Source organism: Pantoea sp. IMH, from assembly GCF_000599885.1.
GTDB lineage: Bacteria > Pseudomonadota > Gammaproteobacteria > Enterobacterales > Enterobacteriaceae > Erwinia.
Genome location: NZ_JFGT01000005.1, coordinates 618,351 through 645,033 on the forward strand (window position 1 = coordinate 618,351; position 26,683 = coordinate 645,033).

Below are 26,683 nucleotides of genomic sequence, written 5' to 3' on the forward strand. Positions count from 1 at the left end.
GCTATCAGTTCGTTGCGGGAGTACCTTCCTCAAAGAGTTTCTGCACGTCAGAGACGGTAAAGGAACCGGGTTTCTGGCGTGGCGGGAACGCTTTAAAACTCTCCAGCATGTCGGCGGCATATTTCTGCGCGCCGCCGAGCAGGAACAGGCGATCGTAGAACCAGTGGTTGTAATCCATACCGCTGTCGCCACGCTCTAACGGATCGATTTCCAGATCGAACAGCAGTGGCGTACGTAATTTAACGAACGGGTATTTCCACAAATCCAGACCCGAGTGCTCCTGAATCATAAAGTGCGCCTTCCAGCGACCGTAACGCATCGCCAGCAGATCGCCGTCGTCGCTCCAGTAGAAGAACTCTTTACGCTGATTGGGACCGTTACCCTGCAGATAATCGAGCTGGTTATAACCATCAAGGTGCACCTTGTAGGTCATGGCGCTGGTTTTGTAGCCGTTCAGCAGCTGTTGTTTGATATCCGGCACACCCGCCGCCGCGACCAGCGTCGGGAACCAGTCGTTACTGGCGAAGATGTCGTTGATCAGGGTACCTGGCTTGATATGGCCTGGCCATTTGACCATTGCCGGGACGCGGAAACCGCCTTCCCAGCCGGTATTTTTCTCGCCGCGGAACGGCGTCATTCCCGAATCAGGCCAGGTAGCGATCATCGGGCCGTTGTCGGTGGTATAGAGCACGATGGTGTTCTCTTCGATGCCCAGATCTTTAATTTTCTTCAGCACTTCGCCGACCATCTTGTCATGCTCCACCATACCGTCGGCATAGTCGCCCAGGCCGGTGACGCCCTGACTGGAAGGTTTGATGTGGGTTTTGTTATGCATGCGGGTGGTGTTGAACCAGGTAAAGAAAGGCTTATTGGCTTTAACCTGACGTTCCATAAAGTCATTGTTGGCTGCCAGCGTCTCTTCATCCACCGTTTCCATACGCTTGACGTTAAGCGGACCGGTATCTTCAATTTTGCCATCCGCCGAAGATTTGATCACACCGCGCGGGCCAAACTGTTTGCGGTATTCCGGGTCTTTCGGATAGTCCGGATTTTCCGGTTCTTCTTCCGCGTTCAGGTGATAGAGGTTGCCCAGAAACTCATCAAAGCCATGGGCGGTGGGCAGGAATTCATCGCGATCGCCGAGGTGGTTTTTACCAAACTGGCCGGTGGCATAGCCCAGCTGTTTAAGCACCGAGGCGATAGTGGGATCTTCTTTCTGTAAGCCCTGCGGGGCGCCCGGCATACCCACTTTGCTCATCCCGGTACGGAAGGGCATCTGGCCGGTGATAAAGGAAGAGCGTCCTGCCGTGGAACTCTGTTCGGCGTAGTAGGAGGTAAACTTCGCACCTTCCGCCGCAATGCTGTCGATATTCGGGGTCTTATAGCCCATCGTCCCCTGGTTGTAGCTGCTGATGTTCCAGTAACCGATATCGTCACCGAATATCACCACGATGTTGGGTTTACCGCTGTTTTGCTCAGGCGCGGTTTGCGCATTGCTGGCCGGCGCCGCATAAGCGCTGGTCGCGCAGCAGGCAACGGTTAACATCGAGGCGAGCAGCGATTTACAAAATGGCACTTTTGTCATTTCTTTGCTCCGTATCTGTGGACTTGCGGTGGAAAGGCACGTAGCTCGTTCCGTTAGCGTGTTTTGGGTAATGTGTGGTGGCGATACCTCCTTTGGTGGGGCTCAGAAAATCCGGCTGTAGTTAACGCCGAAAAAGTACAGGGCTGGGGTGTCGTACCGGCCTTTCAACAGAGGGGACGATACGGATGCTGTTTCGATATGCGCGTATTCAAAAGCCATGCCGAGGCTGCTGTCAGCATCAAGCTGATAACGCCCTCCCACTCCCCAGCGCCAGGTATCGCCGGAGGGCATCGTCAGTGAGGTGTCACTCTGGTGACGGTAAAAGCTGCTGTCGAACGCCACACCGGTATTGAATGTCCAGTCGGGATGAGGCGTGAACTGGGTACCCAAGGCGAGATGCCAGGTATCGCGCAGCCGGTTGTTCCCGCCAACGCGGTTACCGGCGACGGAGATCTTGCTGTTGCTGTAATCGCTCCAGTCCTGCCAGCCCAGATCGCCCATCACTGCCCAGCGTGGGGTCAGCTGGTGAAACAGGCTGAACATCAGCTGCTGCGGGGTATTTACGCTGGCGGCAATCGGCAGGGTGTAAGAAGGGGAGTCGTTGAGTTGTTCAAGCTGGAAGGTCGTACTGACGTCAAAATCATAATTCGTGCGGCTGCTATAGGTCAGTCCGGCGCGGGTTTGCGGAGAAAACTGCCAGAGCGCGCCGACTTTGGCGTTGACTGCCCAGTCGCGATCGGAAAGCGTATCTCCCCGGGCGCGTTTTATTTTTACTATGCCGTAGTTAATGCCGAGGCCCGCCCCAAGCGACAGCGCATCGTTATATTGCCAGGCGATGGCTGGCATTAAGGTGGCGCCGAGTAAGGTACTTTCTTTAATAAGATTATCGCCAGCCCAGTTGCCAAATTGCAGGCCGAGGCCGTAATTGCCAAAAAAGCCAATGCCCGCGGTGAGATCCGCAGTGAGCGGCTGTGAATAAAATGCGCTGCCGCCGGGAAACCAGCCGATAACGTTGCCTGGACTGTCGCCGCTGAGGCGGGCATCATCGTCCAGCTGATAAGGCGCGTCGCCATATAAGCCCTGCGCGCCCAGCGTCAGCATCCGTTCAGGCAACAGCGTCATTCCTGCGGGATTGGTAAACAGCGTGGACGCGTCCTGCGCCCGCGCGGCCTGTCCCGCACCTGCGAGCCCGATATCGTCCGTACCAATCTCATACAGATAAAGCCCGCTGGCCTGGGCGGCTGGCAGGTTTAACAGGCTGATAAGAAATAGCTTTTTTCGCATAGCTTTCTCTCTTGGTATTATCCAGTGAGATAAAAGATCGGTAAAAATACGCTGCGATAAAGCGCTGCGACCACCTGCGGTGGGGCAGAAAAATATGTTGTTAAATATTATTTTAGGAATGTCTTTTTAATAACCTAAGTCAAATTTATCGCTTCCACAAGTTCTGTAAAAAAATATACTCTCTGATGTGCATTAATGTGACAGATAACTTTTTTCAGGAAATGGCGGGGCGGAAAAATAGTTTGATTAATTAAAAAATTATTTATCTGGCTGGTTTTAGTTCCGTTAATAAGTTTATTTATTATTAACCGGATTTATTTTTATTGCCGGGGGTTGGTGACTGTCATCAGGCAGTGGGTGAATGCGGTAAAGAGGTTATGCGAATAGCCGAAAAAGAGAAGGTCAAAAAAATAGTTATGACTGGATCGACATGTTACCGGGCACCTTATGACGCCCGGTTTTACTTTGAAGATTGACCGCTCGCCGTCACGGCCAGCGTCTGATAACCAGCGACGTATTAATACCGCCAAAGGCAAAGTTATTGCTTTGTAAGAACTCACAGTCGATGCTTCGTGCTTCTCCCATGATGTGATCCAGCGCGCCGCAGCGGGTATCTGGCTGGCTCGGGTTCAGCGTGGGAGCAAACCAGCCCTCGCGCATCATCTGCAGGCTCATTTACCCGATCTGAACCAGTGACCAGCGATTATAAGCCGGCTCAATGTAAAGCCTGTTCTACTCCATCCCGATCGTACAATGCCGCACTCGCTGTGGATGTGATTTCAATATGATACTGAACCGCTGTGTCGCGCTTTTTTGTGCTTGAAGGAGAGGCTGGAATCGCGACGTGCAGAGACTAAAAATTATTGTGCGACACTGCGTGCAACAAACAAAAAAGCCACCCTCTGAAAGGTGGCTTAATGTCCTGATTTAACAGGGAAAATCTGGTGGCCCCTACTGGGCTTGAACCAGTGACCAAGCGATTATGAGTCATATGAATAGCTTGTTTCATTATTTTTCACCTTAAACCATAATTCTTCATTAATCCATTTATAACAGTAAGTTGAGTTACACTGGTCGTTTCATGTTGTTCCGGGATCTTCCTTTCAGTATCATCCTTACGTCACCCACTACATCACCCAGAAAAGGGCGATAAAATTCTCGTAAGGACTTTCTTTTGGCAGACAATTTAACGAACTCAATGGTACGCGGCCTTAAAGCTCGTGACTCGGCTTATCAGGTTTGGGACAAAAGCGGTGAGCGTGGAGCAGGGCGCTTGGGTGTTAAAGTTGAGCCATCCGGACAACGAGTTTTCTACTATCGCTACTACTGGGATGCAAAACGCCATTTCATTCAATTAGGCCGTTACCCTGAGATGCCGTTAGCTCAGGCCCGTCAGCTTGCGAAAGGATATGCCGGCACACTGAAGGAAGGGAAGAACCCAAAGGTCGAGAAGGCTGAACAGGAAATCGCGCTGGAAAAGCAAAAGCGCGCCGAACAGTTGAAAGGCAGTATCGAGCAGCTTATCCAGGGTTACACCAATAAAATGCGTGAGGATGGTAAACGAACCTGGCAGCAGGTGCTCTACCGTCTGGAGAAGGAAACGTATTCTTTTATCGCCAAAGAGACGAAGGCCAATCAAGTCACGCCACTGCATATCAAACAGATTCTGTCTGCCATTATTCAGCGCGGCGCGAGTGTTGAAGCTAACCGTGTCCGTTCTTATCTGATGGCAGCGTTCAACTATGGGCTCAAAGCGGACAACGATCCGGCCAACCACCAGCAGAACGTGATGTTTGGGCTTGAGATGAACCCGGTGAGCGTCATCCCTAAGCAGTCGGCTGCAGAGAAAGCGGGAACCAACTGGCTGAAGTTGGATGAATTACAAGAGCTGATGGGTGGCTTTCCTAAAACACCTGGCGTAGGTAGCACGGTGGGCTTGCTACTTAATTTATGTATTTATGCTGGTGGTCAGCGCCCGCATGAACTGGCTTCCAGCCGATGGGAGGCTGTGAACTGGGAAGAAAAAACGCTATTGATCGTGGCCGATGTATCAAAGAACAAGCGAGACCATCTGGTACCGTTAACAGATTCTGCCGTCGAAATATTGGAAAGGCTTAAGGCAGAAAATGTTAACGACAGTCCGTTTATCTTCCCGCAAAGGGTGGATGCCAGTAAGCATCTACGGACCGATAGTTTTGCTCAGGCTATCATCTATTATCGCGAGCATTTTCCAGACCACCCGGTGTTTGTTGCGCGGGATATACGGCGAACCTGTAAAACGCTAATGGGCGAAATCGGTGTCGCGAAGGAACTTCGTGACCGCATTCAAAACCATGCATTGCAGGATGTCAGCTCTAAGCACTATGACCGTTATGACTATCTTAGTGAGAAGCGTAAGGCGCTGGAGTTATGGGAAAGACGAGTTAATAAGGTTGAGCATGCACACAGTAATGTGGTGAATCTTTTCGGTTGAATAAAAGCTTGCTTTCAAAGGGATGAAAATGAACATGACATAAACTTAGCCTTTATCGGTTAGATAGCTAGCCGCTGAGATGATAAAGATGGTACACGCGCTTTTGATTAACATGCAGGCCTTCGCGACGCAGTAACTGTCATAAGCACCGGTAACCGAAACGCCTGCACTCCAGTGCCAGCTCAGTGATGCGTCCGAACAGATGCGCATACTGCGCCTCATACCGGCAGGTCGACAGAGACAAACCTGCCAGCTTGTAGTCGCGACGTTGCGACAGACTCGTCGCTTCACACATCAACACAACGGCTTCCCGCTTGTGGTCTGTCATCAGTACTTTCGGCCCGGGGCTATACCTGTAATGCCTCTTTATCCAGAATGGCTTCAACGAGCAGTTTTTTGAGGCGGACGTTCTCTTCTTCAAGTGACTTGAGCCGCTTTTCTGCGGGCACTTTCATGCCGCCAAACCTCTTGCGCCAGGTATAGAAGGTGGCATCGGAGATGGCATGCCTGCGGCAGATCTCTCGGGCGGAAATCCCGGCTACGGCTTCGCGAAGAATACTGATGATCTGTTTGTCAGAAAAACGCATCTTCATAGACATGTCCTCACGTTACTGGTAATGACCCTGACCCAAAATCCTGTTCCATTCAGAAACAGAATTCCGGCATGATAAACACTCCCCTGAACGGAGGATGTGCCGATGAAAAAGTCACGATTCACCGAAGAGCAGATTGTTTTTGCCCTGAAGCAGGCTGAACTGGGTACGTCAGTGCCGGACGTCTGCCGCAAGCTGGGCATTTCGGATGCCACTTTCTATACGTGGAGTAAAAAATACGGCGGCATTTCTCCTTCGGAGCTGAAGCATATGCGGCAACTGGAAAAGGAAAATCTGCGGCTGAAGAGGCTGGTTGCTGACCTCAGCCTCGATAAGGCCATGTTGCAGGACGTGCTGGCAAAAAAGAGCTGACGCTGGCACGCCTGCGCGAATGGGTCAGGGATTTACAGGCCCGGTACGGTGCCAGCGAAAGACAAATCTGTTTTGCGCTGCGGGTCAGCCGCAGCTCGTTCAGGTATCGTTCTGTTGCTGCCGATGACAGTGCGCTGCGTCTGCGCATCCGCGAGATCACCGAAACCCGGGCGCATTACGATTACCGCCGCGTACACGTGATGCTCAGACGGGAAGGCTGGCGCGATAACCACAAAAGGATTTACCGGCTTTACAGCGAGCAGGGGCTGTCGCTGCGCCTCAAACGGCCACGGCGTAATAAATCCGCACAGCGCCGGCAGCCCCAGCCGCAGGGTCTGTATCCGAATCATGTATGGGGCATGGATTTTGTCTCGGACGCGCTGTTTGACGGGCTACGACTGCGCCTGCTGACGGTTATCGACCTGTACACCCGCGAATGCCTGGGGATCTGCGTGGGGCAGAATTTGCGTTCAACAGAAGTGGCAGAAATGCTGAACAGCATAGCGCTCAGACGTCCTTTACCTCAGTTGCTGAAAACCGGTAATGGTTCTGAATTTGCAGGGAAAATGCTGGACAGATGGGTGTACGAAAGAGGCATCAGAATCGACTTCTCACGCCCGGGAACACCGACGGACAATGCGACGGTGGAGTCCTTCAATGGCAGGTTACGGCAGGAATGTCTGAACGAGAACTGGTTTATGTCTCTGGAGGATGCACGGTGCAAAATCGGGGCCTGGCGCATACACTATAACCAGAGGCGTCCCCATTCTGCGCTGGGCTGGATGACCCCGTCAGAATTTGCTGAGAAGTCTGCCGGTTGCCAGAATACACAACCAACATGAAGCCGGTTATTCCTGATTATGAATGGATCATATTCGGGGTCAGGGTCACCATCCGACATTACTAACTGAGCGTTGTATCTAATTCTGGGGGCAGGTCAATCTTTCAAGTGAAGGCGCTCACATTGGCAGCTTTGACCCGGCTACAGGTAGGCAGCTTAAAGGCCCTGAAAAGGCTAGGAACATCAAAAAATATTTATAAGGAGTTTATCGTGGGTTTAAAACTTGAGCTATATTGGTGTGAGAAAAATGGCAATGACATTATTGGAAAAGAAACATCTAAAGATTTAGGTGGCAATTTTGACCTTGTTAAGGCGCTAGGGTTTGTCCCTAATGAAGTTATCAATAATGGGGATTTTGATGTTTTAAATAATTGGATTGAAAAAGTTCAACCATACTTTAAATCCCCTATCATGCTAAAAGAGCATGACTATTTAATTGCGTTCACATACCGCAATGTATGGTAACGTTGCTTAAAGTAAGATAGTCTTTTACATCATAAGCCGCACTTAGTGCGTCTTTTACCCCTCTGCCAAACACATTGCTATTACTTATCATTAATAACCATTCTTTCCGTCTTTTCCCATCGAATTTGGATACTTGGCATGCAGCCCTTGGACTGCAGTTCCGTCCGGATGAAGACTGGCGGCTGAATACCGGCTTTGCTTATGACAGCAGTTTCTACCGTTCTCAGAACGATACCAGTCTCACCATGCCATCCGGCGAGGCATGGCGATTCGGCATTGGCGCGCAGTATCAGATTACGCCCCGGAGTAATGTTGGACTGGCCATGGAATACCTCACCATGTGCTCCTCACGCGTGGCAAGCGAACCTTTTAAAGGCAGCTATGACGATCCATCTATTTACTTCGTCAGCGCCAGCTACAGCTGGCAGTTCTGACGCGGCCGGGTATACGGCAGAAATCGGAGCATACAATGAAAAAAACATTTTCTGATGCTGTTGATCGCCTTGCTGTCCGGGTCCGCTCTGGGTGAATCCGGCTCCGTCAGGAACAACAGGGAGAAGCTTGATGACGATCCGACAAAGGTCACAACCAAACTAGGCATTGCCTGGTCTGACACTTACAGTCTTGACGACAGTAACCTGTCTTTTTCAGGCTCGGTTGCGCTCGACGCAGCCCGCAAGCTCAACCCCCTGCAGTTTATGAAAGTGCCTGGTTCATGAGGCACGGAACCGTCTAGGAAATCCGGGTCTATCCAGTGCAAATGCATTGGCGACTCGCGGTCGGGCGCGGCGCCTGTTACTCTAACACCGCATAGCTTAAACAGGGAGGTCTGATGTATATCGCACATATCCGAGCCATGATCGGAGCAACGCTTTTACTGATGTCACTCTGCATCTCGGCTTCCGCAGCTCAGTCACCGTCTATAGCTTCAGACTATTCAAACTCGCAGCGTATCTCTGTACAGACGCAAGGCTCAGGACCGGATGTAATATTGATTCCGGGGCTGGCCTCGTCTCGCGAAGTCTGGGCCGATTTAGCAGCAGATTTACGTAAGCGCCACCGCATTCATCTGGTAGAACTGGCGGGCTTTGCCAGCACACCTGCCATTTCCAACCCAGAGGGAAAGGTCATCGTTCCGGCAGTTGACGCCATCGCTGAATACATCCGCACCCAGCACATCAACGCACCTGCGATTATTGGCCATTCTCTCGGAGGGGAAATTGCCCTGATGCTGGGTGCCCGTCATCCCGACCAGGTTGGTCGCCTAATGATCGCCGATGCTTTGCCGTTCTATACGTTGACGATTGACCCTGTAGCGACCAGCGAAACGGCTGTCCGGCAAGCCACTGCTATGCGGGACTGGTTGCTGGCGCAGTCGCCAGAGCAAAGGGTAGCATCTCAGAAGACCTCCATAGCCCGCTTAACCAAAACCGAGGCGGTGAGGCCTGTTCTGGTAGCTGCGGGGATTAATTCCGATCGTAAAACCGTTGCCGATGCCGTGTATGAATTGATGATTACCGATTTGCGTCCCGAGCTTGGTCGCATTAAAGCACCGATTGAGATCGTCTACGCTTATGACGCCCTGTTCGGAGTGCCTGCCGACGGCGTGGATGCGATGTACCGTCAAGCCTATGCCTCTGCACCAGATATCCATTTCACGCGGATTGATGACAGTTTTCACTTCGTCATGTTCGATCAGCCAGAACGGTTCTCCAGCACGGTTGAGTCATTCTTAAATAAGTAAAAGCTCCATGGGATATTGGCATCTTCACTCTCCATTAGGTCAGGAAATGTGATTATGGATGTCCCATGTGAGCGAGAAGCGAATGTACCATCGCCGTACATAAAGCAACATTAGGCAAACCTGGTGAGATTAAAAGCCAAAGATTTACAAGTGCTTTCAATTGTAGATTGAATGATCTACAATTAATCACCAGCTCAGGAGAATGAAATGAAATGAAATCATCTGTTGGTAGACCCCGAGAATTCGATCCAGAGGACTTCCTGAATACTGCTCTGGAATGTTTCTGGCAGAAAGGGTATCGGGCAACCTCTATGGCCGATCTTATGAAAGCATCAGGTTTAGCAAGCGCCAGTATCTATAAACTCTATCCGGATAAACGAGCAATCTATCTAGCGGCGTTACAACAATACATGGATGAAGGCGTTTCCAGAGGAGCGAAACGCGATGCGGAGTTATCTCCAGAAGCTGCATTGCGCGAAACGCTCGAATTTGTGGCGCTTTTATCATCCTCTCCAGATGGAGAGAAAGGCTGTTTTACCATTGCCGCTGCCAGTGAACTTTTACCGGATGACGAAGAGGTAAGAAGAAAGGTTAAATATAAATTTAATTCAATAATCAACCAGTTAGAAAGCATATTATGCAAAGGTCAGACGCGGCAGGTCTTTCGACGCGACGAGTGCGCGCGAGTAATGGCCCTGAGCATTTTTATGATGCTGGAAGGGATGCGAGTATACGGAAAAATTCAGCCTGATATTGAGGAGCTTAAAAGGTGTAACGAGTTTATTGTCAGGTCGGTGCTCTTAAACAGAGATGATGAGAAAGTCGTTTCAAGAAAGGCATCAACATGATTGAGATAGGCACAATTGTTCGGCGTCGGAAAAGAAGGAGAACAATGGTTGTGCTCGAATGTGAAGATGGTATGGCCTTGTGCGGTTGGGTCGATAAAGGAAAGTTTTTCAAAAGACGCTTTCCGCTTTCTCAGCTAAAGATATGTGTGCCTTATTCAAACTTTTGGCCTCTTAATTGAGCGCCGTGATATTCATAGCCGGTTGCTTGATACTGACGTCCGCTTCTGGCACAAAGCGGACATACGCAGAAAAGCAACTCATGAACGAGCATCAGCGTCTTCCATTATCGCTTTCACTCTTAAAATGGTCTGCCGTGTGGTGTCAAATTCGCGGGCAATCGCGCTGATACTCTTCCCTTCACTAAGACGCAAGAACACCGCTTTCTTTTGTTCGTCATCCAGAGCCGGCGGGCGGCCGAAACGCTTTCCGGATGCCTTAGCCCGCGCAATACCAGCATGTGTACGTTCAAGTAGCAGATCGCGCTCAAATTCAGCAACCGCCGAGATTACCTGCATTGTCATCTTTCCGGCCGGGCTGGTGAGGTCTACCCCCCCCAGCGCCAGGCAGTGTACCCGTATTTCTGACGCAGAAAGTAGCTCAACGGTTTTTCTGATATCCATGGCGTTTCGCCCGAGGCGATCCAGCTTCGTTACGATTAAAACGTCTCCGTTTTCCATTCGATCAAAGAGACGCATAAATCCAGGGCGTTCAGCAGCCGCGACTGAACCACTTATGTACTCTTCAATCAGTCGCTGGGGTCTGATGGTAAAGCCGGCCGCTTCGATTTCACGACGCTGGTTTTCAGTGTTCTGTTCGAGGGTCGATACCCTGCAGTAGGCAAAAACTCGTGACATGTAGTTATTTTATGTACGAAATAGGTGTACTTATTATAACGCATGTCCGAAATTAAAAACACTAACTTTCGGACATGTTATATTCTACATGTACGAAACCGGTCGTTTCCGTACATCATGCTAAAGTAATATGCATAATAATGAAAATATAACCTTGATAATATTTCCATTGGGTATAATTTCAGCGCGTTCTGATTATAGCTTTCAGACTATAACATTTGGGTATACATAAATGTCACGCAGTTTATCATTGCGAGTGTATATGCTATTTGTAAAAGTCAAGGCAATAAACTCTGCTGGCGCAGATTCGGATTCGGTTAAACCCTCCGTTCCCGGAGTTTTACCGAATGGCCCGGCGGCGCGGGTACAGAACAGCTGCCGGTAAATGAAGGTGTGCCAAGACGCCATGTACAACATATAGTGCTTCTTTTTTTACGGACCGGCACTACATGTAGGCTCCGAAAAATAAACGTGTCGCACAACGGCAATTCGGTGGAATAGGGGTTTTACCGAATCAGGATACCCACAGCCTGCTTCGGTGCGCAACATATCGCTCTGCCTGAACATACGGTATAAGATTTCACTCATCCGTGATTAACTCAGTCAGGAATTCATGTGGAAAAGGAAACGTGGGCATTATTTGGAGCAGCAGCAGCCGTCGCAGCACCGCTGATTTTTAACACAGTAAAAGAGGCGCTCTGGGAGAGGAAGAAAAGAAAAAGGGAAGAACGGTACATAGTCATACAGCTTATATTCGTGCTGGACAAATATATGTCTCAGTGTGAATTCCTGTCTTACAACGACGGTATTTATGATCCTGAAAAAGAATACAAGGTAACAGACTACGTTAAACCTGAACTGCAATTATCATCGGTAAAGGGTGACTATAAATATCTGGATACAGATATGCTTTACAGGCTGCACAGCATTGATTCCAAGCGCGCACAGGTAATCAGTGAACTCTCAAACCTTGATGATAGTTACTTCGAGGATGCACCGGATTGCAGTGGTTATTATTCTAAACGGCAGGAACTTTACGCAAAACATGGCCTTTATGTGATTGAGCTGTCGGAGGATATTTGTCGAAAATTCAAGATAAAACATGTTTCATGGGATGGCGGTTTCAATCCGGCAACGTCCATCAGAGAACGGCTGATTCAGATCCGGGCATCGAGATCCCGCTCAAAACTTCGTAACATGGAAAGGTATGCAAAGCGCGTCGCTGAAAACAACGAAAATTAATGCAAAACTAGAGACGGCATTAGCAGCGTATTTCCGAACTCACTCCGCTTATTGAAGGTTAAGGTAAAACAGGCGCAAAAAAACCGCCTTTCGGCGGCGTGCCTAAAGTTACTGTCCGGGCTGTTCCTCTTTAGCGGTTTGCAGCGTGCGAACGTCATATTCAGACATCCACTGATCAGTGGCCTCCGTATGCCCGTCAGCTTCGGTGAACACGATAATTTCATAAGCGGGATTCAAACTGGACTGGTATTCAACGGCTTTAAGCAGGTCAGGGCCGGGGAAGAATAATAAATAGACCCCTTCCGTCAGATAGCTTTTATTCAGTGCCAGAGTGGTGTGCAGGCTCACTTTTCGCCCGTATACGTTGATAATCTCATTTGACTTAAGTTTGTTTACCTCGCTTTTCTCAAAGATGCGCTCCAGTATCTGATCGCCGTGGGCTTTAGTGTTCACGCACAGATAAACGTCACACTCATGGTGTTCAGCCCGATCAATCGCATATTTCAGGATGCTTTCGTGCAGCCTGTTCATAAGCTCAGAGAATTCACGCTGTAGTATCACCCGGTCAGTCATTTTGATTCCTCTTGATGAATGAGTTGTGGGATCAATCATATCGGTAATGTCCGGTGCGGCACAGCGCGGAAGCTCGTCCTGATGCACAGTTCGGTGTTATGCGGGTTTTACCGAATCCGGGGAAAAGCATAAGCCACGCTGGATTTTTACCGTCCCTGCAATTAAGATGATTCCTAAGAAGAAGAAAAATAAAGCTGTGCAACGGTTTTCATATCGTAAGGAAAGTAAAGATGACTCTACATCAACAGGCCACCACCACGCAGAAGGTCTGCGAAACCATTATATGGTTAGTGGTTTTTATACCGCTGGCACTCCTGGCCGTATTCTTCTTCGCTACCACAGGCGGCGTTTCAATGTGGGTTGGTGGGGGCATGAGTGTGGTCTTTGCATTCGGTTTCACCCAGAGGTGGTGGCGAAAGATTAATAACTGACCGTCATATTAAAAAAAGAGGCGGAAGTACCCCGCCTCTTTTTATGCTTTTTTCTGAAACCCCATTATCATGGGAAAAACTTCTCATAAAAGGACTATTTGATGAAAAAAATTATTTATGGCAGCCGTTCTCGGTATGGCGTTCCTGCTGGCTGGCTGCGGCGATGACGGTATTTACGGAGATTACAAAAATGAGCAGTACGGACTCATTCTGAAAATCTCCGAGAAAAATATAGAATACAAAGGTAAGACTTTAGCAGTCGAAAGCTGGGGTAATAATGAAAAAGAAAAAACGTATACGGCCCGTGTCAACGCCTCCGGCTATAAGATGAACATGCGCTTTGTGAAAAAAGGTAATGATGTGGTTTATCAGGGCGCACTGTTCAAGGCTGACTAAGTTCGAACTGGCGGCGGCATACAAAGTGATTTAAGCGGCCTGACGGGGCGGGGTTAATACCCTGCCATTTTTTTAATGTGTAATCCATAACTATGGTAGGCACAATTCCAATACTCAAGGAAAAGCTTATGACTAACCTATACAAATTTATGGGCGCTGATGTGGCCGATAAATTAATGATGGATGAAAAACATATTGGAATAAAATTTTCCCATTTAAATCAATATAATGATCCTTATGAGTTTTTTCTCACTATTGATTTTAATCGCGCCTCAGACGAATTAGCCTTTTATAATGAAATGATCGGCATGGTTACAAAGCAGCCAGCCACTTGCTTTACAAAAAGCCCAGTAATTCCTCCTATGTGGGCGCACTATGCGGGAAATTCATCTGGTTTTGTAATAGAAATAAATGAAGAAAAATTCAAGTTATTTTTAAAAGAAACTGGCTTTAACGAAAATACTGGAATAGCTGACGTGGAGTATAAAGATTTGCCAGGTGAGGATATTGAACCCACCCTAGAAAGAGCATTTCATATATGTAAACCCCGTTATATTTATTGGCTTCAATCATATATAAGACACGCTGCATATCTGACAAAACAAGAGTGCTGGAGTTATGAGCAGGAAAGGCGCGTCATAATCGATGAAAAAGCACTTACCAAACCTAACGACTGGCTTATGTTGCTTCCTGTACCGATAAACTGCATCACGGCGATTATAGTTGGTCATAAATCGGATGATTCATTGAAGGAGAAAATTCAGGTTTTGGCTAAAAAGGCTAAGTGCAGATATTTTGAAATGGTAATAGGAAAAACAACAACTACTCCATTCCTTTTATCAAAAAACCTTAAATCACACCAATTTATCAATGGAAAGATAAAAGCTGTAAGCCAGCAATGCAAAAAATGTTATGAGCCTTTAAATATCGATAATAAGATTTGCGGTTGGTGCGGCATTACTCAGCGTGATGTTAGCATGGCTGAAAGAAGAAACGCATTTCGGGCGATAGCAAGCACTGGGGGGTTGGAAAATTATATTGCCGCAATGAGAGCCATCAGTGCTAGACATAGAAGCTGAGGCAGATCAAGCCGATTTACCGAAACCTAGTACAGCCAGACTAAAAGCAGTGCTGTACGGTTCAGTAATATGGGCGTTTTACCGAATGCCCGCAGAAGGGCGTAAAAAAACCGCCTGGCGGCGGTTTCGAGCGGGTTACGCTAAGGAACCTGCTTACCTACTGTGACGGGTAAAGGAACTAAAACTTCCCACTGAGCAGGCCAATCCTGGATAATGTGAGTGGGTATCGTTTGTCCCAGCCAGTACAATTCAGCACGGTAAGTATGCACAAGGGCTGAGTCGGCATTATCTAATAAACGCATATCCGCAATATGGCATTTTCTCAAATCTGCTTCAAGGGAATAAATCGGGTCACCCGGACTCCCGTGGGTATTTCTGAAAGTAAGTGCCTCATCTAGAGATTGCCAAGCGTAGAGGCATTGCCACCGCGATGGTTTGCCTGGGTGTTGAGCACGCCGATAAAATTCAAATGACCAGTCAATATTTATCGTAGGGTCAATATAGGGAACATTGGAAAGAAAATAGTAATTACCTTGGTCAGATACTCCTTCAGGGAACAAGTTCATTGCCAAATGGCTAAGCTCGGCCGGCTTAAGATCACTGAATGTTTTCAGAGAAACCATATGATTTTCCTGATAGCGGTTAAATCTGTCAACTACATATAATGTATTCATTGTATCCACCTGAATCAGAGTGTGAGTTCTATTGATGATGTTATTGCTTATATCAGTTGTAGGTAAATCAGATGACTGCCCAATCCGGCTTAGGTATGTTCACTATACAACATCTTAAAGTCTGACCAGTGCGGAGTCGGTCTTATAGGCGTTTTACCGAATGCCCGGAGAAGGGCGTAAAAAAACCGCCTGACGGCGGTCTGGTTCATTCCCAATACCGGTATCGGATATCCTCCCGACTCGGGCTGAAAGGAATAAGTTCTGATCCTGGCGGGATGGTCATCCAGCGGATTTCTGATTCAGACCAGAACCCCGCACGGGATTCATCCTGTGTGAAGACAATACAAGTGCCATATCTCCCATGTTCCTCATGTTGCTGACGCCATTGTTTACTTTTAGGATTATAAATCTTGAACCATTTCAATTGAATAAACCTCTCTGAGAGCCACAGGTGCAGGCTACCACATGAGCTATGTTAAAGACTCAGATAAAAGCTACCCGAAGGGACATACTGCCGGAAAGGGCTTCGGTTTTATTGGCGTTTTACCGAATCAATCAGGAAAACACTGAATCTAACCTTGGCGGCTGAGCGGAGGCTTGGACATACCACAAAAACTTGGCGTATTGGTCATAATTTGTACAAAAAACAGCATTTAGAAATGGAAATGGGAATCTTCTTATAAGATAATGTTATGAATTCGTCCTCACCTCAAAGCTAATATTGCTTTTTCGGATATATATGAAAAACCATGAATATATTGTTATAAGCGGATTCAATAGAAGTAAAGTAGGGCGAATAATTGGCTCAATAGCTTCCTTTTTATCGGGTTTCCTTGTATTAGGTATTTTATCTTTACTTAAGTATTTATCTTACTTTGACGGACAATCCATATTAACTCCTACAATTTGTTCACTGATAAGTGCAGGTTCTATTTATTTATTACTTTACTGGTTGTTTGATTCAAAAATATGGAAATGGAAGCTGGTATCAAAATTTATCAATGTTCCTGATCTTTCAGGGGAATGGGATTGTGTGGGTAGAGGAGAAAACAAACAAGGCGATATTTTCCCCTGGAATGCTAAAATTAAAATTTTCCAGTCATGGGACAAAGTTCATATCCGTAGCCAAACCCCACAATCAGGATCAGATAGCATTGCCGCTTCCATTATATATGATGGCGATATAGGTTATAGATTGGTTTATAACTACAGGAATGATCCACGGATAGATGAGAAAGAACTTAGCCAGCATATGGGTTTTGCAGAATTAATATTTGATAAAAACCTGACTACTGCAGAAGGTGAGTACTTCAATGGCAGAGGCAGAAATACCTTTGGAACAATGAAATTAAGGAAGTTATAAGATGGCAGCTGATTACGCAAACAGAATAGAACGTTTAAAACTCAGAAGGAAGGGTATAAACGAAATATTTGCTATGGATAGTGCTGATGAAAGCAGGCATATTTTGCTGAAAAAATCCCATCAACAGGAAAGCTGGGAAAGCAGGGCGTCAGGGAAGTCAGCTACAAAATATGCTTTAGGGGCCATGCAGGAGGTTGATCCTGTCTATACTCGAGTCAGTAATGAAACAGGCGATAGAATAAAAAATCAGCTGTCTAAACGATTGGAAGGTAAAGGGATTATAGCATCTTTTCGTTTGCAAGGTTCCGTTCCCTTAAATATCCATATAAAGGGTGTTAGTGACGTAGATCTTCTTGCAATTGATGAAGAGATTTTTATGGCTGACACTAATGGGATTAAAAACAGTAGCTATATTCCATCCAGTAAAAACAGCCTTCATGTAATCCAGTCTTTACGTAATGAAATTGAGGATTCTCTCGCCTCTGCATTCCCTGCAGCAACTATTCATACCGACAACGCTAAATCAGTAAAAATAACAGGCGGTTCTTTAGCTAGAGACGTGGATGTGGTTCCGGCAATTTGGTGGAATAATATTAACTATCAGTCGTCAGATAGAGAAGTAGATAGAGGGGTAACGATTTTAAATAAGAGAACTCCTGAGCTTATCTACAATACTCCATTTCTTCATATTGAATTAATTACCAAGCGTTGTGATTTTACATTTGGCGGATTGAGAAAATCGATAAGAATGCTTAAGAATATAAAAGCAGATGCAGAGGCGGAAAGTATTGAAATAGGCCTTAGCAGCTTTGATATTGCATCTATTATGTATCATGCCAACCTCAACAATCTGCAACAAGGCCTCTATTATGAACTTGCAATATTAGTTGAAACACAGCGCTGGCTGAACTGGTTATGGCATAATTATGAAGCTGCTCAAGAACTTGACGTTCCCGACAAAACAAGAAAAATATTTGATAATGCAGAAAAGAAAGATGAATTAGCCAAGTTATCCTTGCAGGTAGATAGGTTGTTGTTGGCTGTAGCAAATGAATTTAACAGAATATTTAACAATGATATTGTTGATGATAACCTTCGAAACTATGTTAGTAAATCAAGTGCTTAGCTTTTTTTTTCTGTGTAGCAGTTTATCAGATGAATGCAGGAAAAAGGGCGAACGAAACTGCCTCAAGTCGGCAGTTTCACTGATATAGATAACGGAGATTCACATATGTCATACCAAGAAGATTTTCTGACAGCTATTCAACGTACGTCGCGTTTTAACCTTCAGCCTATACCGGCATTCAGCGAAACATCCGGCCAGATAATGAACGCTGCGCGGGTTAATGATCTAAACAAGGTGCTGGCACCGGTTTTTTCCGGCATCCAGAGCTACGAACAGATTGTAGGTGAATGCATGCCTATACATCTCAAAGCCCGTTCTGTACTTGAGAAGTGGCTAGGTTGCCCGGTCTATTACACTCTCGGCTGGATTGACGACGGTTCATCCGAAGGGTTGTTCCGGTTTGACGATGAAAAAATCGCTATGAAGCTGGCAGCAGGTCATCAGGATGAAACGCTCGATATACATGCCTGGTTGACGCTACCTACAATGGAGATTATAGACCTGACACTTACTACCACGCTCTGCATACTACAAGGAATAAAGGAGGGGGAAGGCGGAGTGATCGTTAAGAAAGCTGACGAAGTAACTGGGCTTTCTTACAAACCGATGCTGATTGGCGAAACCTATCTGCATAAAATTGGGGTAATTAAGAATATGGCCTGGCTTGACATGGGAGTCAGTTCGGGAAAATAGGCGTTTTACCGAATGGCGGAAAAAAGAGAGAAAAGGCCGCATTCTGTCGGCAAAAAAATTAGGGGAATAAATGGAATGCGCTTAGGATCTGACTTGTGCCGGAAACGGTATGTTCAGGACGAAAAAAAACCCGGCTTGGAAGGCCAGGTTTATTTTCTGTTCCGGGTGCGGTTGGAGGCCGCGCGCTGGAACAGGGTACTGCATGTATCGACTCGTAGGGCAATTTTAGCACTATTGACGGCCCCGTCAATATAGCATCAGCCCATCGTTGACCTTATAATGACAACGCGAGTTGCGCTTATGCAGTGCCATCGGGTGAAGCCTACAGGATTCTCCCGGCCGGAAACGGGTGGAGCCGTCCGGTCTGCCCCCACTCATAGGGTGCTGCATGTATCGACTCGTAATTGATACGCGCCGCGAGGGGAAGCTCAAGGGCATAAGCGGCGTGTGGCGCTCTCCTGAAAGGGAGAAGCTTAAAGTGATAACGCTGGGATCTATCCTGCTGATATTGCAGATACTGCACGTCAGCTTACGCATTATCGTTGTTATCAAGCAACTGACCGGACGCCCGTAAGGGCTGAAGGAACTTGAACAAAGGCGGGGGTTTTCCACCCCGCCTTTTTTCGTTTCTGCGCGGCGTTCGGCAGAATTAGGGTTTTACCGAATCCGCGCGAACGGGGAACATCAGTCCGCTTTGTGCCAGGAGCGGACATTGGTAGCTGGTAAACGCTGTAGTGATACTTCGCCGGGAAGAGTAGACCGGACCTGTCCGGTTTAGATATCGAATAATATTTATATGATTTCGTTTTTTGCAAAACTGCTGTTTAGGCTTTTCAGCACTTCATTGATTCCTCTGCTTACAATCCGGTCCTCCCGCATAACTGCCCCGAGAGTCCGGTGAAGAGAGGGCGTCACAGAGTAAAGATCGAGCCCCGATCTTTCCTCGATGCATGCAACGGACATTCGGGGAACAATGCTGTAGCCAAGACCTGCACGGACCATTCTTTTAATAGCCTCGATACTGCCAAGCTCCATGACCGGGCAGGCAATATGTCCCGTCTCCCGGAACCACTGGTCAATCAGGGCGCGTGTCCCGCTTCCCGGTTCAAAGATAATCAGCGGCAGCGGCAGCAAGGCGCCCGGAGTCCATATTTTCGCGCTCTGCTCTGATGCATCCTTTTCCATGATGACAACAAACTCATCCGTACCCTGCGGGATGATGTTCAGGTTTTTACCTGCGGCTGGCAGAGTCACCAGGCCAATATCTATACGATTTTCCTCCACGCCCCGCACAATATCGGAAGTGTTACCTGTGCGTACGTCCACCTTCAGCAGGGGATGGGCCTGCCGCAGTTGCTGCAGTAAGGGGGGCAGTAGATGAATACAGGCCGTTGCGCCTGTGCCGACAGTAACAGTGCCGGTTATCTCGTCGGAATGCAGGCACACCGATTCAACTGCTGTACTTACCACTGCATCAATTTTCATGCTGTGCTCAACGAGAGTCAGCCCGGCAGGCGTGGGCCTTACTCCCCGGCTGGTTCGCTCAATAAGCCGGACCTGAAGCGCCTGCTCCAGTTGTCTTATCTGCAGGCTCACTGCCGGCTGCGACAGGCTAAGTGCTTCAGCCGCGCCGGAGAAACTGCCCCGGCTGACGACCAGTCTGAAAGTAGCCAGGTAATCGAGGTTCAGGTTTGCCATACCAAAATTTTCCTTATGCCGCTGATAAGTCCTGCTGCCTGTCTGAAATTATTCATTCGGGTTAGTCTCTGCTTCTGACCGTAGAAGGAGCCGTACCGATGGAAATAACCGAAGCAGATGAACGACATATTCCTGCCATCCAGCAGATTTATGCTTATCACGTATTGCATGGCACCGCCACTTTTGAAACCGAACCGCCGGATTTGGCTGAAATGACAGCCCGTCTGAAAAAGGTGCGTGCAGCAGGACTGCCCTGGTTTGTGGCGGTTGAGGACGGCAATGTGCGCGGATACTGCTACCTGTCACTCTACCGGGAACGGTGCGTCTACAGATTCACCCTGGAGGACTCTGTATATATTGCCCCCAACTTTCAGGGGCAGGGGATCGGAAAAAAGCTGTTATCGAGTGCGGTCGCATGGGCAGAGGCCCGTAGCTTTCGCCAGCTCGTGGCCGTAGTCGGAAACAGCGAAAATACCGCCTCTCTTGCCCTGCATCGCGCGGCGGGCTTCAGCATTACAGGAACGCTCAAATCTGTGGGCTTCAAGCACGGACGCTGGCTTGATACGGTCATCCTGCAGCGTACGCTCGGGCAGGGCGACGCCACATTTCCGGAGAGCACAGGTTGACTGACGGGCATCTGACAGGCCGCACCATTTTCTGCATTGGCATGACGCAGCTAATCAACTGGGGTATCACATTCTATATGCCGGGAGTCTTCGGGACCGCCATCATGGCGGAGACAGGCTGGTCGCCGGCTGTGACATTCTCCGGGCTGACTACTGCCATGCTTGTTATGGGGCTTGTTTCGCCGCTTACCGGCCCCCTTATGTCCCGTACCGGCGTACATACGATGATGATGGCGGGAACCTTCGCCATAGTCCTCGGTTGTTTTCTGATGGCTTTTACCCATTCAACAGCATCGTGGGTTGCCGTCTGGCTCCTGATGGGAGCCGGCATGCGACTTGCTCTGTATGATGCCGCGTTTGCTCTGCTAGTAGAAACCGCAGGCGCAGGGGCCCGCCGGGCAGTCTCCCTGGTCACCCTGCTGGGTGGCCTCGCTTCAGCCGCGTTCTGGCCAGCTGGCGCAGCGCTACTGCACATTACCGACTGGCGGCATGCGATTATCGTTTACGGCTGTGCGGGCATTGTCAGCCTGCTTTTTCTGTCCACCGTTCCGGCAGGGCATCGGAGTCAACCTCCCGTTGCCGGGCAGCCCGCTCTTCCGGCGATCGGAACAGCAGAAGACCGAAAAGCATTCATCAGCGGCCTGTGGTACGCCACGCTAATAGCGCTGATAAGCTTTGTTTCCACCGGCATGTCCACTCATTTTCCTCAGATACTGGCCGCTTATGGTATGCCCGCTGTGGCGGGTATGTTGTGGGGAGTGGGACAGGTGAGCGCCAGACTGCTGGACGTGGCTTCTGGCGCACGTACCTCTGCGATCCGTCTGAGCCTGGTTACCGGCATTCTGCTGCCATTTTGCTTTCTGGCCGGCCTTGCAGGTAATGTTACCCCTGTGGCTACAGCCATCTTTATTCTGAGTTACGGAGCTGTGAACGGACTGAGTACGGTAGTTAAGGCCGTACTACCTCTTGTGCTGTTTGATCCGCAGCAGTATACCCGTAAAACAGGCGTACTGCTGTCACCAGCTTTTTTACTCGCGGCGCTCGCTCCGTCAGCTTACGCCATACTGCTGGAGCGATACGGCATACCCGGCACGCTGCTTTTATCTTCCATCCTTACCCTGTTCATCACGGCGATTTCCATAGTGATCTGGCGTCGCCATCCTTCCTCTGCTGGACAGAACCGGGATAAGAACGTGCCATCCATTCCGGGGAAAAATATTTGACGCTGTCTACATTTCCATTATTCTGGAAATATAGTTTAAGGAGGCCGCATGGATTTAAATACAGCAGCAAATGCGCTTCGGGAGCTGGGGCATCCGACCCGTCTCAGCGTGTACCGGGAGCTGGTGAGAGCGGGTCATGACGGCCTGCCGGTCGGCGTTCTGCAGAAGCGCCTCGGTATTCCGCCCTCCACGCTCAGTCATCATATTTCCGCGCTGATGTCCGCCGGGCTGGTCAGCCAGGAGCGGCAGAGCCGTACCCTGTTCTGCAAACCCTGCTATGTGCAGCTTGAACAGCTGATGGCCTTTCTGACAGAAGAATGCTGTGCAGGTGGCAGCTGCAGTCTGTCAACCGTGACGACTCATGAAGAGACCTCATTGTGAACAACATGAACGATACCCTGAAAAATATTGATACTTCACTCCTGGACGTGCCGCTGACTGAAGATAAGCTGAGGGCTGCAGAAGTAGCGCACCCGCCCCGCATCCTGATGCTGTACGGCTCGCTGCGGGAACGCTCATACAGCCGTCTCACAACGGAAGAGGCGGCCCGGCTGCTGACGGCAATGGGTGCCGAAGTGAAAATTTTTAACCCGTCCGGCCTGCCCCTGCCCGATGACGCCCCGGAGACGCATCCGAAAGTTGCAGAGCTGCGCGAGCTGGTTCTCTGGTCCGAAGGCATGGTCTGGTGCTCGCCGGAACGGCACGGCGCCATGACCGGCATCATGAAGGCGCAGATAGACTGGATACCCCTGACGTCGGGGGCGGTGCGGCCTTCTCAGGGCAAAACTCTCGCCGTTATGCAGGTCAGTGGCGGCTCGCAGTCGTTTAATGCCGTCAACCAGATGCGCATCCTCGGCCGCTGGATGCGTATGATCACTGTCCCGAATCAGTCATCCGTGGCAAAAGCGTGGGCCGAATTTGATGAAGATGGCCGCATGAAGCCTTCGCCATACTACGACCGCATCGTGGACGTAATGGAGGAGCTGATGAAGTTCACTCTGCTGACGCGCGGGCGCAGTGACTACCTGACCGATCGCTACAGCGAAAGGAAAGAGAGTGCCGCGCAGCTGTCTGAGCGGGTTAATCAGCGCAGTATATGAAAAAAGCCGGCATCTGCCGGCTTCTGTTTTTGCGTCTCCCTTCCTGCTGGCAGCACATTGAAAAATCAGTGGCTGATCCGGTTTCCGTGTTCATCAATGACTTTTTCGCCGTCCTCTTTCGTAAATGCTTCCTTCTGCGGGTCAGGCAGAATGTCCAGAACCGCTTCAGACGGACGACAGAGCCTTGTGCCGAGTGGCGTCACAACCACCGGGCGGTTGATGAGGATGGGGTGAGCCAGCATCGCATTCAGCAGTTCATCATCGCTGAACCGGTCTTCTGCCAGCCCCAGATGCTCATACGGCTCTGTATTTTTGCGCAGCAGGGCGCGTGCGCTGATACCCATATCTGCTATCAGCTTTTTCAGCTCGTCGCGGGTTGGTGGCGTCTCCAGATACAAAATCACTGTTGGCTCCACGCCACTGTTGCGGATAAGTGCCAGGGTGTTACGCGACGTCCCGCAGGCCGGGTTGTGGTAAATAGTGATATCAGTCATAAACGGTACTCCGTTACGGAGCTGCGCAGACGCAGCCCCGGGGTTAAGGTTAAACAGACAGGCGCAGGGCCAGCGCGGCCAGCGTCACAAAAAGCACCGGCAGGGTCATCACAATGCCCACGCGGAAGTAGTAGCCCCAGCTGACGGTAATGTTTTTCTGCGCCAGCACGTGCAGCCACAGCAGGGTCGCCAGGCTGCCGATGGGTGTGATTTTGGGGCCGAGATCGCAGCCGATGATGTTGGCGTAAATCATCGCCTCCTTCACCGCGCCCTGAGCCGTGCTGCCATCAATGGACAGGGCACCGACCAGGACGGTAGGCATGTTGTTCATCACCGATGACAAAAAGGCCGTCAAAAAACCGGTACCGAGTGTGGCGCTCCAGACGCCGTGTTCTGCAAACCGGTTCAGGATGGCTGAGAGGTAATCCGTCAGTCCGGCGTTGCGCAGGCCATATACTACGAGATACATACCCAGCGAGAAGATGACGATCTGCCAGGGCGCGCCTTTCAGCACTTTACGGGTGTCAATTACGTGCCCTTTCCGGGCAACAAGCCACAGAATAAATGCCGCCACCGCTGCCACCAGACTGACCGGAACGCCGAGCGGCTCCAGGGCAAAAAAACCGGCCAGCAGCAGGAGCAGGACCAGCCATCCGGCTTTAAAGGTTCGCATGTCTCGAATGGCTTCCCGTGGCACCTTCAGTTTCGCCAAGTCATAAGTGATCGGGAGGTCTTTACGGAAAAAGAGGTGAAGCATAACCAGCGTGGCCGCCACGGACGCGATATTTACCGGCACCATGACAGACGCATATTCGCTGAACCCCAGCTTAAAAAAGTCCGCCGTCACGATGTTGACCAGGTTCGATACGATGAGCGGCAGGCTGGATGTGTCCGCGATAAAGCCTGCCGCCATCACAAACGCCAGTGTGGCGCCGGGGCTGAAGCCCAGCGCCAGTAGCATGGCGATGACAATAGGCGTCAGGATAAGTGCCGCCCCGTCATTGGCAAACAGGGCCGCCACTGCCGCACCCAGCAGAACAATATACGTGAACAGCAGCCTGCCTTTACCGCCTCCCCAGCGGGAAACGTGCAGTGCAGCCCACTCAAAAAAGCCAGACTCATCAAGCAGCAGGCTGATGATAATAACCGCGATAAACGTGGCCGTGGCGTTCCAGACAATCTGCCAGACGGCCGGAATATCACCGATATGCACCACGCCGGTCAGCAGCGCCAGCGCGGCCCCGATAACTGCACTCCAGCCAATACTGAGTCCCTTTGGCTGCCAGATAACCAGCACCAGTGTCAGGACGAATATAGCGCCTGCCAGAAACATACTTTCTCCTTTGGATATAAAGCCTGTAAACGGGACTAAAGACAGCCCTGCTAACAAGTATGTAAAATCATATGTGTTTGGGTAAATTTCAAATGCAGACAGGCTTGCCGTTGGTGGTCGCGTTATTCCTTTCAGCCTGCTGGCTGAGTTGCAGAATGTCATCGCGCTGACACAGGTAAGCCTGCTCAATTACCGCAGCAGCCCAGGCGGGCATGTGTGGTGACAACCGATAATAAACCCACTTGCCGTCTCGCCTGTCGATAAGCAGACCGGCGTCTCTGAGTAACGCCAGATGCCGGGAAATTTTAGGCTGACTTTCTTTCAGCATTGACGTGAGTTCACAGACGCAAAGCTCTCCTTTTTCGCGCAACAGCAGCACCAGACTGAGTCGTGTTTCATCAGAGAGATTTTTGAAAAGCTGAAGAGGCTGAAATTGAGGCATGATGACTCCTGAGTCCGGAATTGAAGACATTCTCACTGCCTACAATTTGTGAGTCAATCATATATTCGTTAATTCAGATGTGTTTATCTGGCAGTAGCTCATTTTGTGACAATTCGTTTACGGTATGCCTGCACAGGTAAGCCAGAAGGATGCAATCAATCTTCGAGCACTCAATGTCCGCTTTTCGCTCAAAGCTGCCTGTAGGTTCCTGCCGCGCCTGCCGGCGTCGGCCAACGCCTCGCGGCCGCACAGTAAACTGCACTCCCGCTCGCCGTTCCCGGAGTTCTGCATCATACTTCTTCAGCCCGGTAAAAAAACACATCGCGGGCAATCAGTACAATCAGTATCTGTAACCTCGCTTTCCGGGAGGTTGGCAAAGCCGCCCGGAACTTTTTTGCCTAAAATCCGCCCTTGGTTACAACATCCGCGCGAAACCCGCCGCCATTCACTTTCGTGCATGCCTATGCAGACGCGTCAAAATCATCAGGGGCGTTTTTCGGGGTTTCGGGCAGAGATAACCCTGCCTTTCGGCCAGAAACGCGCAAAACGGCGCTGAGGGCGTTTCTGCGGTGCGGGCAACCCTGATGTTATGGTAAATACAGAGCAGGGAGCTAATCAGAGCTTACTTTTCCGCTTCGCTTTTCAAAGATGATCACGTCGCGAAATACCCCATTCATTTCGCCCACTTTTTCTCGGTAACCGACCTTTCTGAACCCCTGTCCAAGGTGCAGCCTTATGCTGGCCTGATTTTCAGGGAAAATACCGGCAATCAGCGTCCAGTATCCGGCCTGTTCAGAGGCAGTTATCAGCGTTGAAAGAAGCTGCTTCCCCACCCCGTATTTATGATTGTTTGGATGAACATAAATACTCAGTTCCGCTACACCCCGGTAAGCATGACGGCTTGAGTAAGGGGATAGAGCAGCCCATCCGATAAGCTCGTCATGTACACACGCCACGTAACGGCATTTTGTCAGATGACCGGTATTCCACTCATCCCATTCTGGCGCAGCAGTCTGAAAAGTGGCGTTACCAGTAGCGATACCCGCCTGATAAATGTCCCTTACGGCATTCCAGTCATCCTGCCGCATTTCTTTTATAGTGATTTCGACCATCAGCACTCTCCGACTCGAC

At 49.5% G+C, this 26,683-nt stretch carries 29 protein-coding genes, 1 tRNA gene and 2 pseudogenes; 19 read left to right on the top strand and 13 right to left on the bottom strand.

Annotation, left to right across the window (positions count from 1 at the left end; genetic code table 11):
* Nucleotides 1-4: 4 nt before the first annotated feature.
* The 4 genes and pseudogenes from EA20_RS0111150 to EA20_RS20790 form a co-directional block, all read right to left on the bottom strand.
* Entirely contained in the window at nt 5-1,585 is a 1,581-nt protein-coding gene (locus EA20_RS0111150; protein WP_024966905.1) for an arylsulfatase, read from the bottom strand.
* A 102-nt stretch (nt 1,586-1,687) separates the two neighbouring features.
* Complete coding sequence (locus EA20_RS0111155) at nt 1,688-2,869, bottom strand: OmpP1/FadL family transporter (RefSeq protein ID WP_024966906.1); 1,182 nt, start codon at nt 2,867-2,869, stop codon at nt 1,688-1,690.
* Between the two features lie 486 nt (nt 2,870-3,355).
* Nucleotides 3,356-3,544 (bottom strand): annotated as a pseudogene (locus EA20_RS0111160) (beta-ketoacyl-ACP synthase); the annotation flags it as partial.
* 267 nt (nt 3,545-3,811) lie between these two features.
* Nucleotides 3,812-3,896 (bottom strand) — tRNA-Met (locus tag EA20_RS20790).
* Between the two features lie 147 nt (nt 3,897-4,043).
* Between EA20_RS20790 and EA20_RS0111165 the strand changes: the two genes are divergently transcribed.
* Entirely contained in the window at nt 4,044-5,342 is a 1,299-nt protein-coding gene (locus tag EA20_RS0111165; protein ID WP_024966908.1) for a site-specific integrase, read from the top strand.
* A 70-nt stretch (nt 5,343-5,412) separates the two neighbouring features.
* On the opposite strand, the pseudogene EA20_RS20795 reads toward EA20_RS0111165, so the two are convergent.
* A pseudogene (locus EA20_RS20795) lies at nt 5,413-5,935 on the bottom strand (transposase); the annotation flags it as partial.
* 105 nt (nt 5,936-6,040) lie between these two features.
* On the opposite strand from EA20_RS20795, the gene EA20_RS0111190 reads away from it, so the two are divergent.
* From EA20_RS0111190 to EA20_RS0111215, 6 genes are all read left to right on the top strand, one after another.
* Nucleotides 6,041-7,149 (top strand): IS3 family transposase gene (locus tag EA20_RS0111190; protein WP_369699787.1). Its coding sequence is split into 2 segments (ribosomal slippage): nt 6,041-6,302 and nt 6,302-7,149, totalling 1,110 coding nucleotides; the frame shifts between segments, so codons are not numbered across the junction.
* Between the two features lie 121 nt (nt 7,150-7,270).
* Entirely contained in the window at nt 7,271-7,348 is a 78-nt protein-coding gene (locus EA20_RS20240) for a hypothetical protein (RefSeq protein ID WP_081772585.1), read from the top strand.
* 10 nt (nt 7,349-7,358) lie between these two features.
* Nucleotides 7,359-7,613, top strand: a complete 255-nt coding sequence (locus tag EA20_RS21120) for a colicin E3-like toxin immunity protein (RefSeq protein WP_024966911.1) — start codon at nt 7,359-7,361, stop codon at nt 7,611-7,613.
* Between the two features lie 125 nt (nt 7,614-7,738).
* Nucleotides 7,739-8,047, top strand: a complete 309-nt coding sequence (locus EA20_RS0111200) for an outer membrane protein transport protein (protein ID WP_369699788.1) — start codon at nt 7,739-7,741, stop codon at nt 8,045-8,047.
* A 398-nt stretch (nt 8,048-8,445) separates the two neighbouring features.
* The gene (locus EA20_RS0111210) at nt 8,446-9,357 is read left to right on the top strand and encodes an alpha/beta fold hydrolase (RefSeq protein ID WP_024966914.1); all 912 of its coding nucleotides are present in this window, start codon (nt 8,446-8,448) and stop codon (nt 9,355-9,357) included.
* Between the two features lie 212 nt (nt 9,358-9,569).
* Nucleotides 9,570-10,205: a TetR/AcrR family transcriptional regulator gene (locus EA20_RS0111215; protein WP_024966915.1), complete on the top strand. Its 636-nt coding sequence runs from the start codon at nt 9,570-9,572 to the stop codon at nt 10,203-10,205.
* A 257-nt stretch (nt 10,206-10,462) separates the two neighbouring features.
* On the opposite strand, the gene EA20_RS0111220 is transcribed toward EA20_RS0111215, so the two are convergent.
* Nucleotides 10,463-11,059 (bottom strand): recombinase family protein, encoded by a 597-nt coding sequence (locus tag EA20_RS0111220; RefSeq protein WP_024966916.1) that lies wholly within the window; start codon nt 11,057-11,059, stop codon nt 10,463-10,465.
* Between the two features lie 615 nt (nt 11,060-11,674).
* Here EA20_RS0111220 and EA20_RS0111230 point away from each other — a divergent pair.
* Nucleotides 11,675-12,301: a hypothetical protein gene (locus tag EA20_RS0111230; protein WP_024966918.1), complete on the top strand. Its 627-nt coding sequence runs from the start codon at nt 11,675-11,677 to the stop codon at nt 12,299-12,301.
* A 108-nt stretch (nt 12,302-12,409) separates the two neighbouring features.
* On the opposite strand, the gene EA20_RS0111235 is transcribed toward EA20_RS0111230, so the two are convergent.
* Complete coding sequence (locus tag EA20_RS0111235; protein WP_024966919.1) at nt 12,410-12,874, bottom strand: hypothetical protein; 465 nt, start codon at nt 12,872-12,874, stop codon at nt 12,410-12,412.
* 230 nt (nt 12,875-13,104) lie between these two features.
* Between EA20_RS0111235 and EA20_RS0111240 the strand changes: the two genes are divergently transcribed.
* The 3 genes from EA20_RS0111240 to EA20_RS0111250 all read left to right on the top strand — a co-directional run bounded on the left by EA20_RS0111240 (nt 13,105) and on the right by EA20_RS0111250 (nt 14,780).
* Nucleotides 13,105-13,305 carry a hypothetical protein gene (locus EA20_RS0111240; protein WP_024966920.1) on the top strand — a complete coding sequence of 67 codons (201 nt, stop codon included), beginning with the start codon at nt 13,105-13,107 and terminating at the stop codon, nt 13,303-13,305.
* Between the two features lie 117 nt (nt 13,306-13,422).
* Nucleotides 13,423-13,701 carry a hypothetical protein gene (locus EA20_RS0111245; RefSeq protein WP_024966921.1) on the top strand — a complete coding sequence of 93 codons (279 nt, stop codon included), beginning with the start codon at nt 13,423-13,425 and terminating at the stop codon, nt 13,699-13,701.
* A gap of 128 nt (nt 13,702-13,829) precedes the next feature.
* The gene (locus EA20_RS0111250) at nt 13,830-14,780 is read left to right on the top strand and encodes a DUF2971 domain-containing protein (protein WP_024966922.1); all 951 of its coding nucleotides are present in this window, start codon (nt 13,830-13,832) and stop codon (nt 14,778-14,780) included.
* 140 nt (nt 14,781-14,920) lie between these two features.
* Here EA20_RS0111250 and EA20_RS20970 read toward each other — a convergent pair whose 3' ends face one another.
* Nucleotides 14,921-15,454 (bottom strand): hypothetical protein, encoded by a 534-nt coding sequence (locus EA20_RS20970; protein WP_152540230.1) that lies wholly within the window; start codon nt 15,452-15,454, stop codon nt 14,921-14,923.
* A gap of 739 nt (nt 15,455-16,193) precedes the next feature.
* Between EA20_RS20970 and EA20_RS20800 the strand changes: the two genes are divergently transcribed.
* The 4 genes from EA20_RS20800 to EA20_RS20975 all read left to right on the top strand — a co-directional run bounded on the left by EA20_RS20800 (nt 16,194) and on the right by EA20_RS20975 (nt 19,210).
* On the top strand, nt 16,194-16,817 hold the full coding sequence (locus EA20_RS20800) for a hypothetical protein (protein ID WP_071995403.1): 624 nt from the start codon (nt 16,194-16,196) through the stop codon (nt 16,815-16,817).
* A 1-nt stretch (nt 16,818) separates the two neighbouring features.
* Nucleotides 16,819-17,943 (top strand): hypothetical protein, encoded by a 1,125-nt coding sequence (locus EA20_RS0111265; RefSeq protein ID WP_024966925.1) that lies wholly within the window; start codon nt 16,819-16,821, stop codon nt 17,941-17,943.
* Between the two features lie 105 nt (nt 17,944-18,048).
* Nucleotides 18,049-18,636, top strand: coding sequence for a hypothetical protein (locus EA20_RS0111270; protein ID WP_024966926.1), 588 nt, complete (start codon nt 18,049-18,051; stop codon nt 18,634-18,636).
* 388 nt (nt 18,637-19,024) lie between these two features.
* Nucleotides 19,025-19,210 (top strand): hypothetical protein, encoded by a 186-nt coding sequence (locus tag EA20_RS20975; protein ID WP_038381582.1) that lies wholly within the window; start codon nt 19,025-19,027, stop codon nt 19,208-19,210.
* 218 nt (nt 19,211-19,428) lie between these two features.
* On the opposite strand, the gene EA20_RS0111280 is transcribed toward EA20_RS20975, so the two are convergent.
* Nucleotides 19,429-20,334: a LysR family transcriptional regulator gene (locus EA20_RS0111280; protein ID WP_024966928.1), complete on the bottom strand. Its 906-nt coding sequence runs from the start codon at nt 20,332-20,334 to the stop codon at nt 19,429-19,431.
* A gap of 98 nt (nt 20,335-20,432) precedes the next feature.
* On the opposite strand from EA20_RS0111280, the gene EA20_RS0111285 reads away from it, so the two are divergent.
* The 4 genes from EA20_RS0111285 to arsH are packed head-to-tail and all read left to right on the top strand — an operon-like array spanning nt 20,433 to nt 23,283.
* Entirely contained in the window at nt 20,433-20,960 is a 528-nt protein-coding gene (locus EA20_RS0111285) for a GNAT family N-acetyltransferase (RefSeq protein WP_024966929.1), read from the top strand.
* Nucleotides 20,957-22,183, top strand: coding sequence for an MFS transporter (locus EA20_RS0111290; protein ID WP_024966930.1), 1,227 nt, complete (start codon nt 20,957-20,959; stop codon nt 22,181-22,183). The genes EA20_RS0111285 and EA20_RS0111290 overlap by 4 nt, the downstream gene beginning before the upstream one ends.
* Before the next feature lie 48 nt (nt 22,184-22,231).
* A complete protein-coding gene (locus EA20_RS0111295; RefSeq protein WP_024966931.1) occupies nt 22,232-22,564 on the top strand; it encodes a helix-turn-helix transcriptional regulator in 333 nt (110 codons plus the stop codon).
* Nucleotides 22,565-22,569: 5 nt separating this feature from the next.
* Nucleotides 22,570-23,283, top strand: a complete 714-nt coding sequence (gene arsH, locus EA20_RS0111300; protein ID WP_024966932.1) for an arsenical resistance protein ArsH — start codon at nt 22,570-22,572, stop codon at nt 23,281-23,283.
* 65 nt (nt 23,284-23,348) lie between these two features.
* Here arsH and arsC read toward each other — a convergent pair whose 3' ends face one another.
* The 4 genes from arsC to EA20_RS0111320 form a co-directional block, all read right to left on the bottom strand.
* Complete coding sequence (gene arsC / locus EA20_RS0111305) at nt 23,349-23,777, bottom strand: glutaredoxin-dependent arsenate reductase (RefSeq protein WP_024966933.1); 429 nt, start codon at nt 23,775-23,777, stop codon at nt 23,349-23,351.
* Between the two features lie 49 nt (nt 23,778-23,826).
* Nucleotides 23,827-25,110, bottom strand: a complete 1,284-nt coding sequence (locus EA20_RS0111310) for an arsenic transporter (RefSeq protein WP_024966934.1) — start codon at nt 25,108-25,110, stop codon at nt 23,827-23,829.
* Nucleotides 25,111-25,198: 88 nt separating this feature from the next.
* Nucleotides 25,199-25,552: a metalloregulator ArsR/SmtB family transcription factor gene (locus EA20_RS0111315; RefSeq protein WP_024966935.1), complete on the bottom strand. Its 354-nt coding sequence runs from the start codon at nt 25,550-25,552 to the stop codon at nt 25,199-25,201.
* A 611-nt stretch (nt 25,553-26,163) separates the two neighbouring features.
* Nucleotides 26,164-26,664 carry a GNAT family N-acetyltransferase gene (locus tag EA20_RS0111320; RefSeq protein WP_024966936.1) on the bottom strand — a complete coding sequence of 167 codons (501 nt, stop codon included), beginning with the start codon at nt 26,662-26,664 and terminating at the stop codon, nt 26,164-26,166.
* Nucleotides 26,665-26,683: the final 19 nt, after the last annotated feature.

What these genes read in the sequence shown, in the direction of transcription:
- EA20_RS0111150 (WP_024966905.1), bottom strand. Translation starts at nt 1,585, where the DNA reads ATGACAAAAGTGCCATTTTGTAAATCGCTGCTCGCCTCGATGTTAACC.
- EA20_RS0111155 (WP_024966906.1), bottom strand. Translation starts at nt 2,869, where the DNA reads ATGCGAAAAAAGCTATTTCTTATCAGCCTGTTAAACCTGCCAGCCGCC.
- EA20_RS0111210 (WP_024966914.1), top strand. Translation starts at nt 8,446, where the DNA reads ATGTATATCGCACATATCCGAGCCATGATCGGAGCAACGCTTTTACTG.
- EA20_RS0111215 (WP_024966915.1), top strand. Translation starts at nt 9,570, where the DNA reads ATGAAATCATCTGTTGGTAGACCCCGAGAATTCGATCCAGAGGACTTC.
- EA20_RS0111220 (WP_024966916.1), bottom strand. Translation starts at nt 11,059, where the DNA reads ATGTCACGAGTTTTTGCCTACTGCAGGGTATCGACCCTCGAACAGAAC.
- EA20_RS0111235 (WP_024966919.1), bottom strand. Translation starts at nt 12,874, where the DNA reads ATGACTGACCGGGTGATACTACAGCGTGAATTCTCTGAGCTTATGAAC.
- EA20_RS0111240 (WP_024966920.1), top strand. Translation starts at nt 13,105, where the DNA reads ATGACTCTACATCAACAGGCCACCACCACGCAGAAGGTCTGCGAAACC.
- EA20_RS0111245 (WP_024966921.1), top strand. Translation starts at nt 13,423, where the DNA reads ATGGCAGCCGTTCTCGGTATGGCGTTCCTGCTGGCTGGCTGCGGCGAT.
- EA20_RS0111250 (WP_024966922.1), top strand. Translation starts at nt 13,830, where the DNA reads ATGACTAACCTATACAAATTTATGGGCGCTGATGTGGCCGATAAATTA.
- EA20_RS20970 (WP_152540230.1), bottom strand. Translation starts at nt 15,454, where the DNA reads ATGAATACATTATATGTAGTTGACAGATTTAACCGCTATCAGGAAAAT.
- EA20_RS20800 (WP_071995403.1), top strand. Translation starts at nt 16,194, where the DNA reads ATGAAAAACCATGAATATATTGTTATAAGCGGATTCAATAGAAGTAAA.
- EA20_RS0111265 (WP_024966925.1), top strand. Translation starts at nt 16,819, where the DNA reads ATGGCAGCTGATTACGCAAACAGAATAGAACGTTTAAAACTCAGAAGG.
- EA20_RS0111270 (WP_024966926.1), top strand. Translation starts at nt 18,049, where the DNA reads ATGTCATACCAAGAAGATTTTCTGACAGCTATTCAACGTACGTCGCGT.
- EA20_RS20975 (WP_038381582.1), top strand. Translation starts at nt 19,025, where the DNA reads ATGTATCGACTCGTAATTGATACGCGCCGCGAGGGGAAGCTCAAGGGC.
- EA20_RS0111280 (WP_024966928.1), bottom strand. Translation starts at nt 20,334, where the DNA reads ATGGCAAACCTGAACCTCGATTACCTGGCTACTTTCAGACTGGTCGTC.
- EA20_RS0111285 (WP_024966929.1), top strand. Translation starts at nt 20,433, where the DNA reads ATGGAAATAACCGAAGCAGATGAACGACATATTCCTGCCATCCAGCAG.
- EA20_RS0111295 (WP_024966931.1), top strand. Translation starts at nt 22,232, where the DNA reads ATGGATTTAAATACAGCAGCAAATGCGCTTCGGGAGCTGGGGCATCCG.
- arsH (WP_024966932.1), top strand. Translation starts at nt 22,570, where the DNA reads ATGAACGATACCCTGAAAAATATTGATACTTCACTCCTGGACGTGCCG.
- arsC (WP_024966933.1), bottom strand. Translation starts at nt 23,777, where the DNA reads ATGACTGATATCACTATTTACCACAACCCGGCCTGCGGGACGTCGCGT.
- EA20_RS0111310 (WP_024966934.1), bottom strand. Translation starts at nt 25,110, where the DNA reads ATGTTTCTGGCAGGCGCTATATTCGTCCTGACACTGGTGCTGGTTATC.
- EA20_RS0111315 (WP_024966935.1), bottom strand. Translation starts at nt 25,552, where the DNA reads ATGCCTCAATTTCAGCCTCTTCAGCTTTTCAAAAATCTCTCTGATGAA.
- EA20_RS0111320 (WP_024966936.1), bottom strand. Translation starts at nt 26,664, where the DNA reads ATGGTCGAAATCACTATAAAAGAAATGCGGCAGGATGACTGGAATGCC.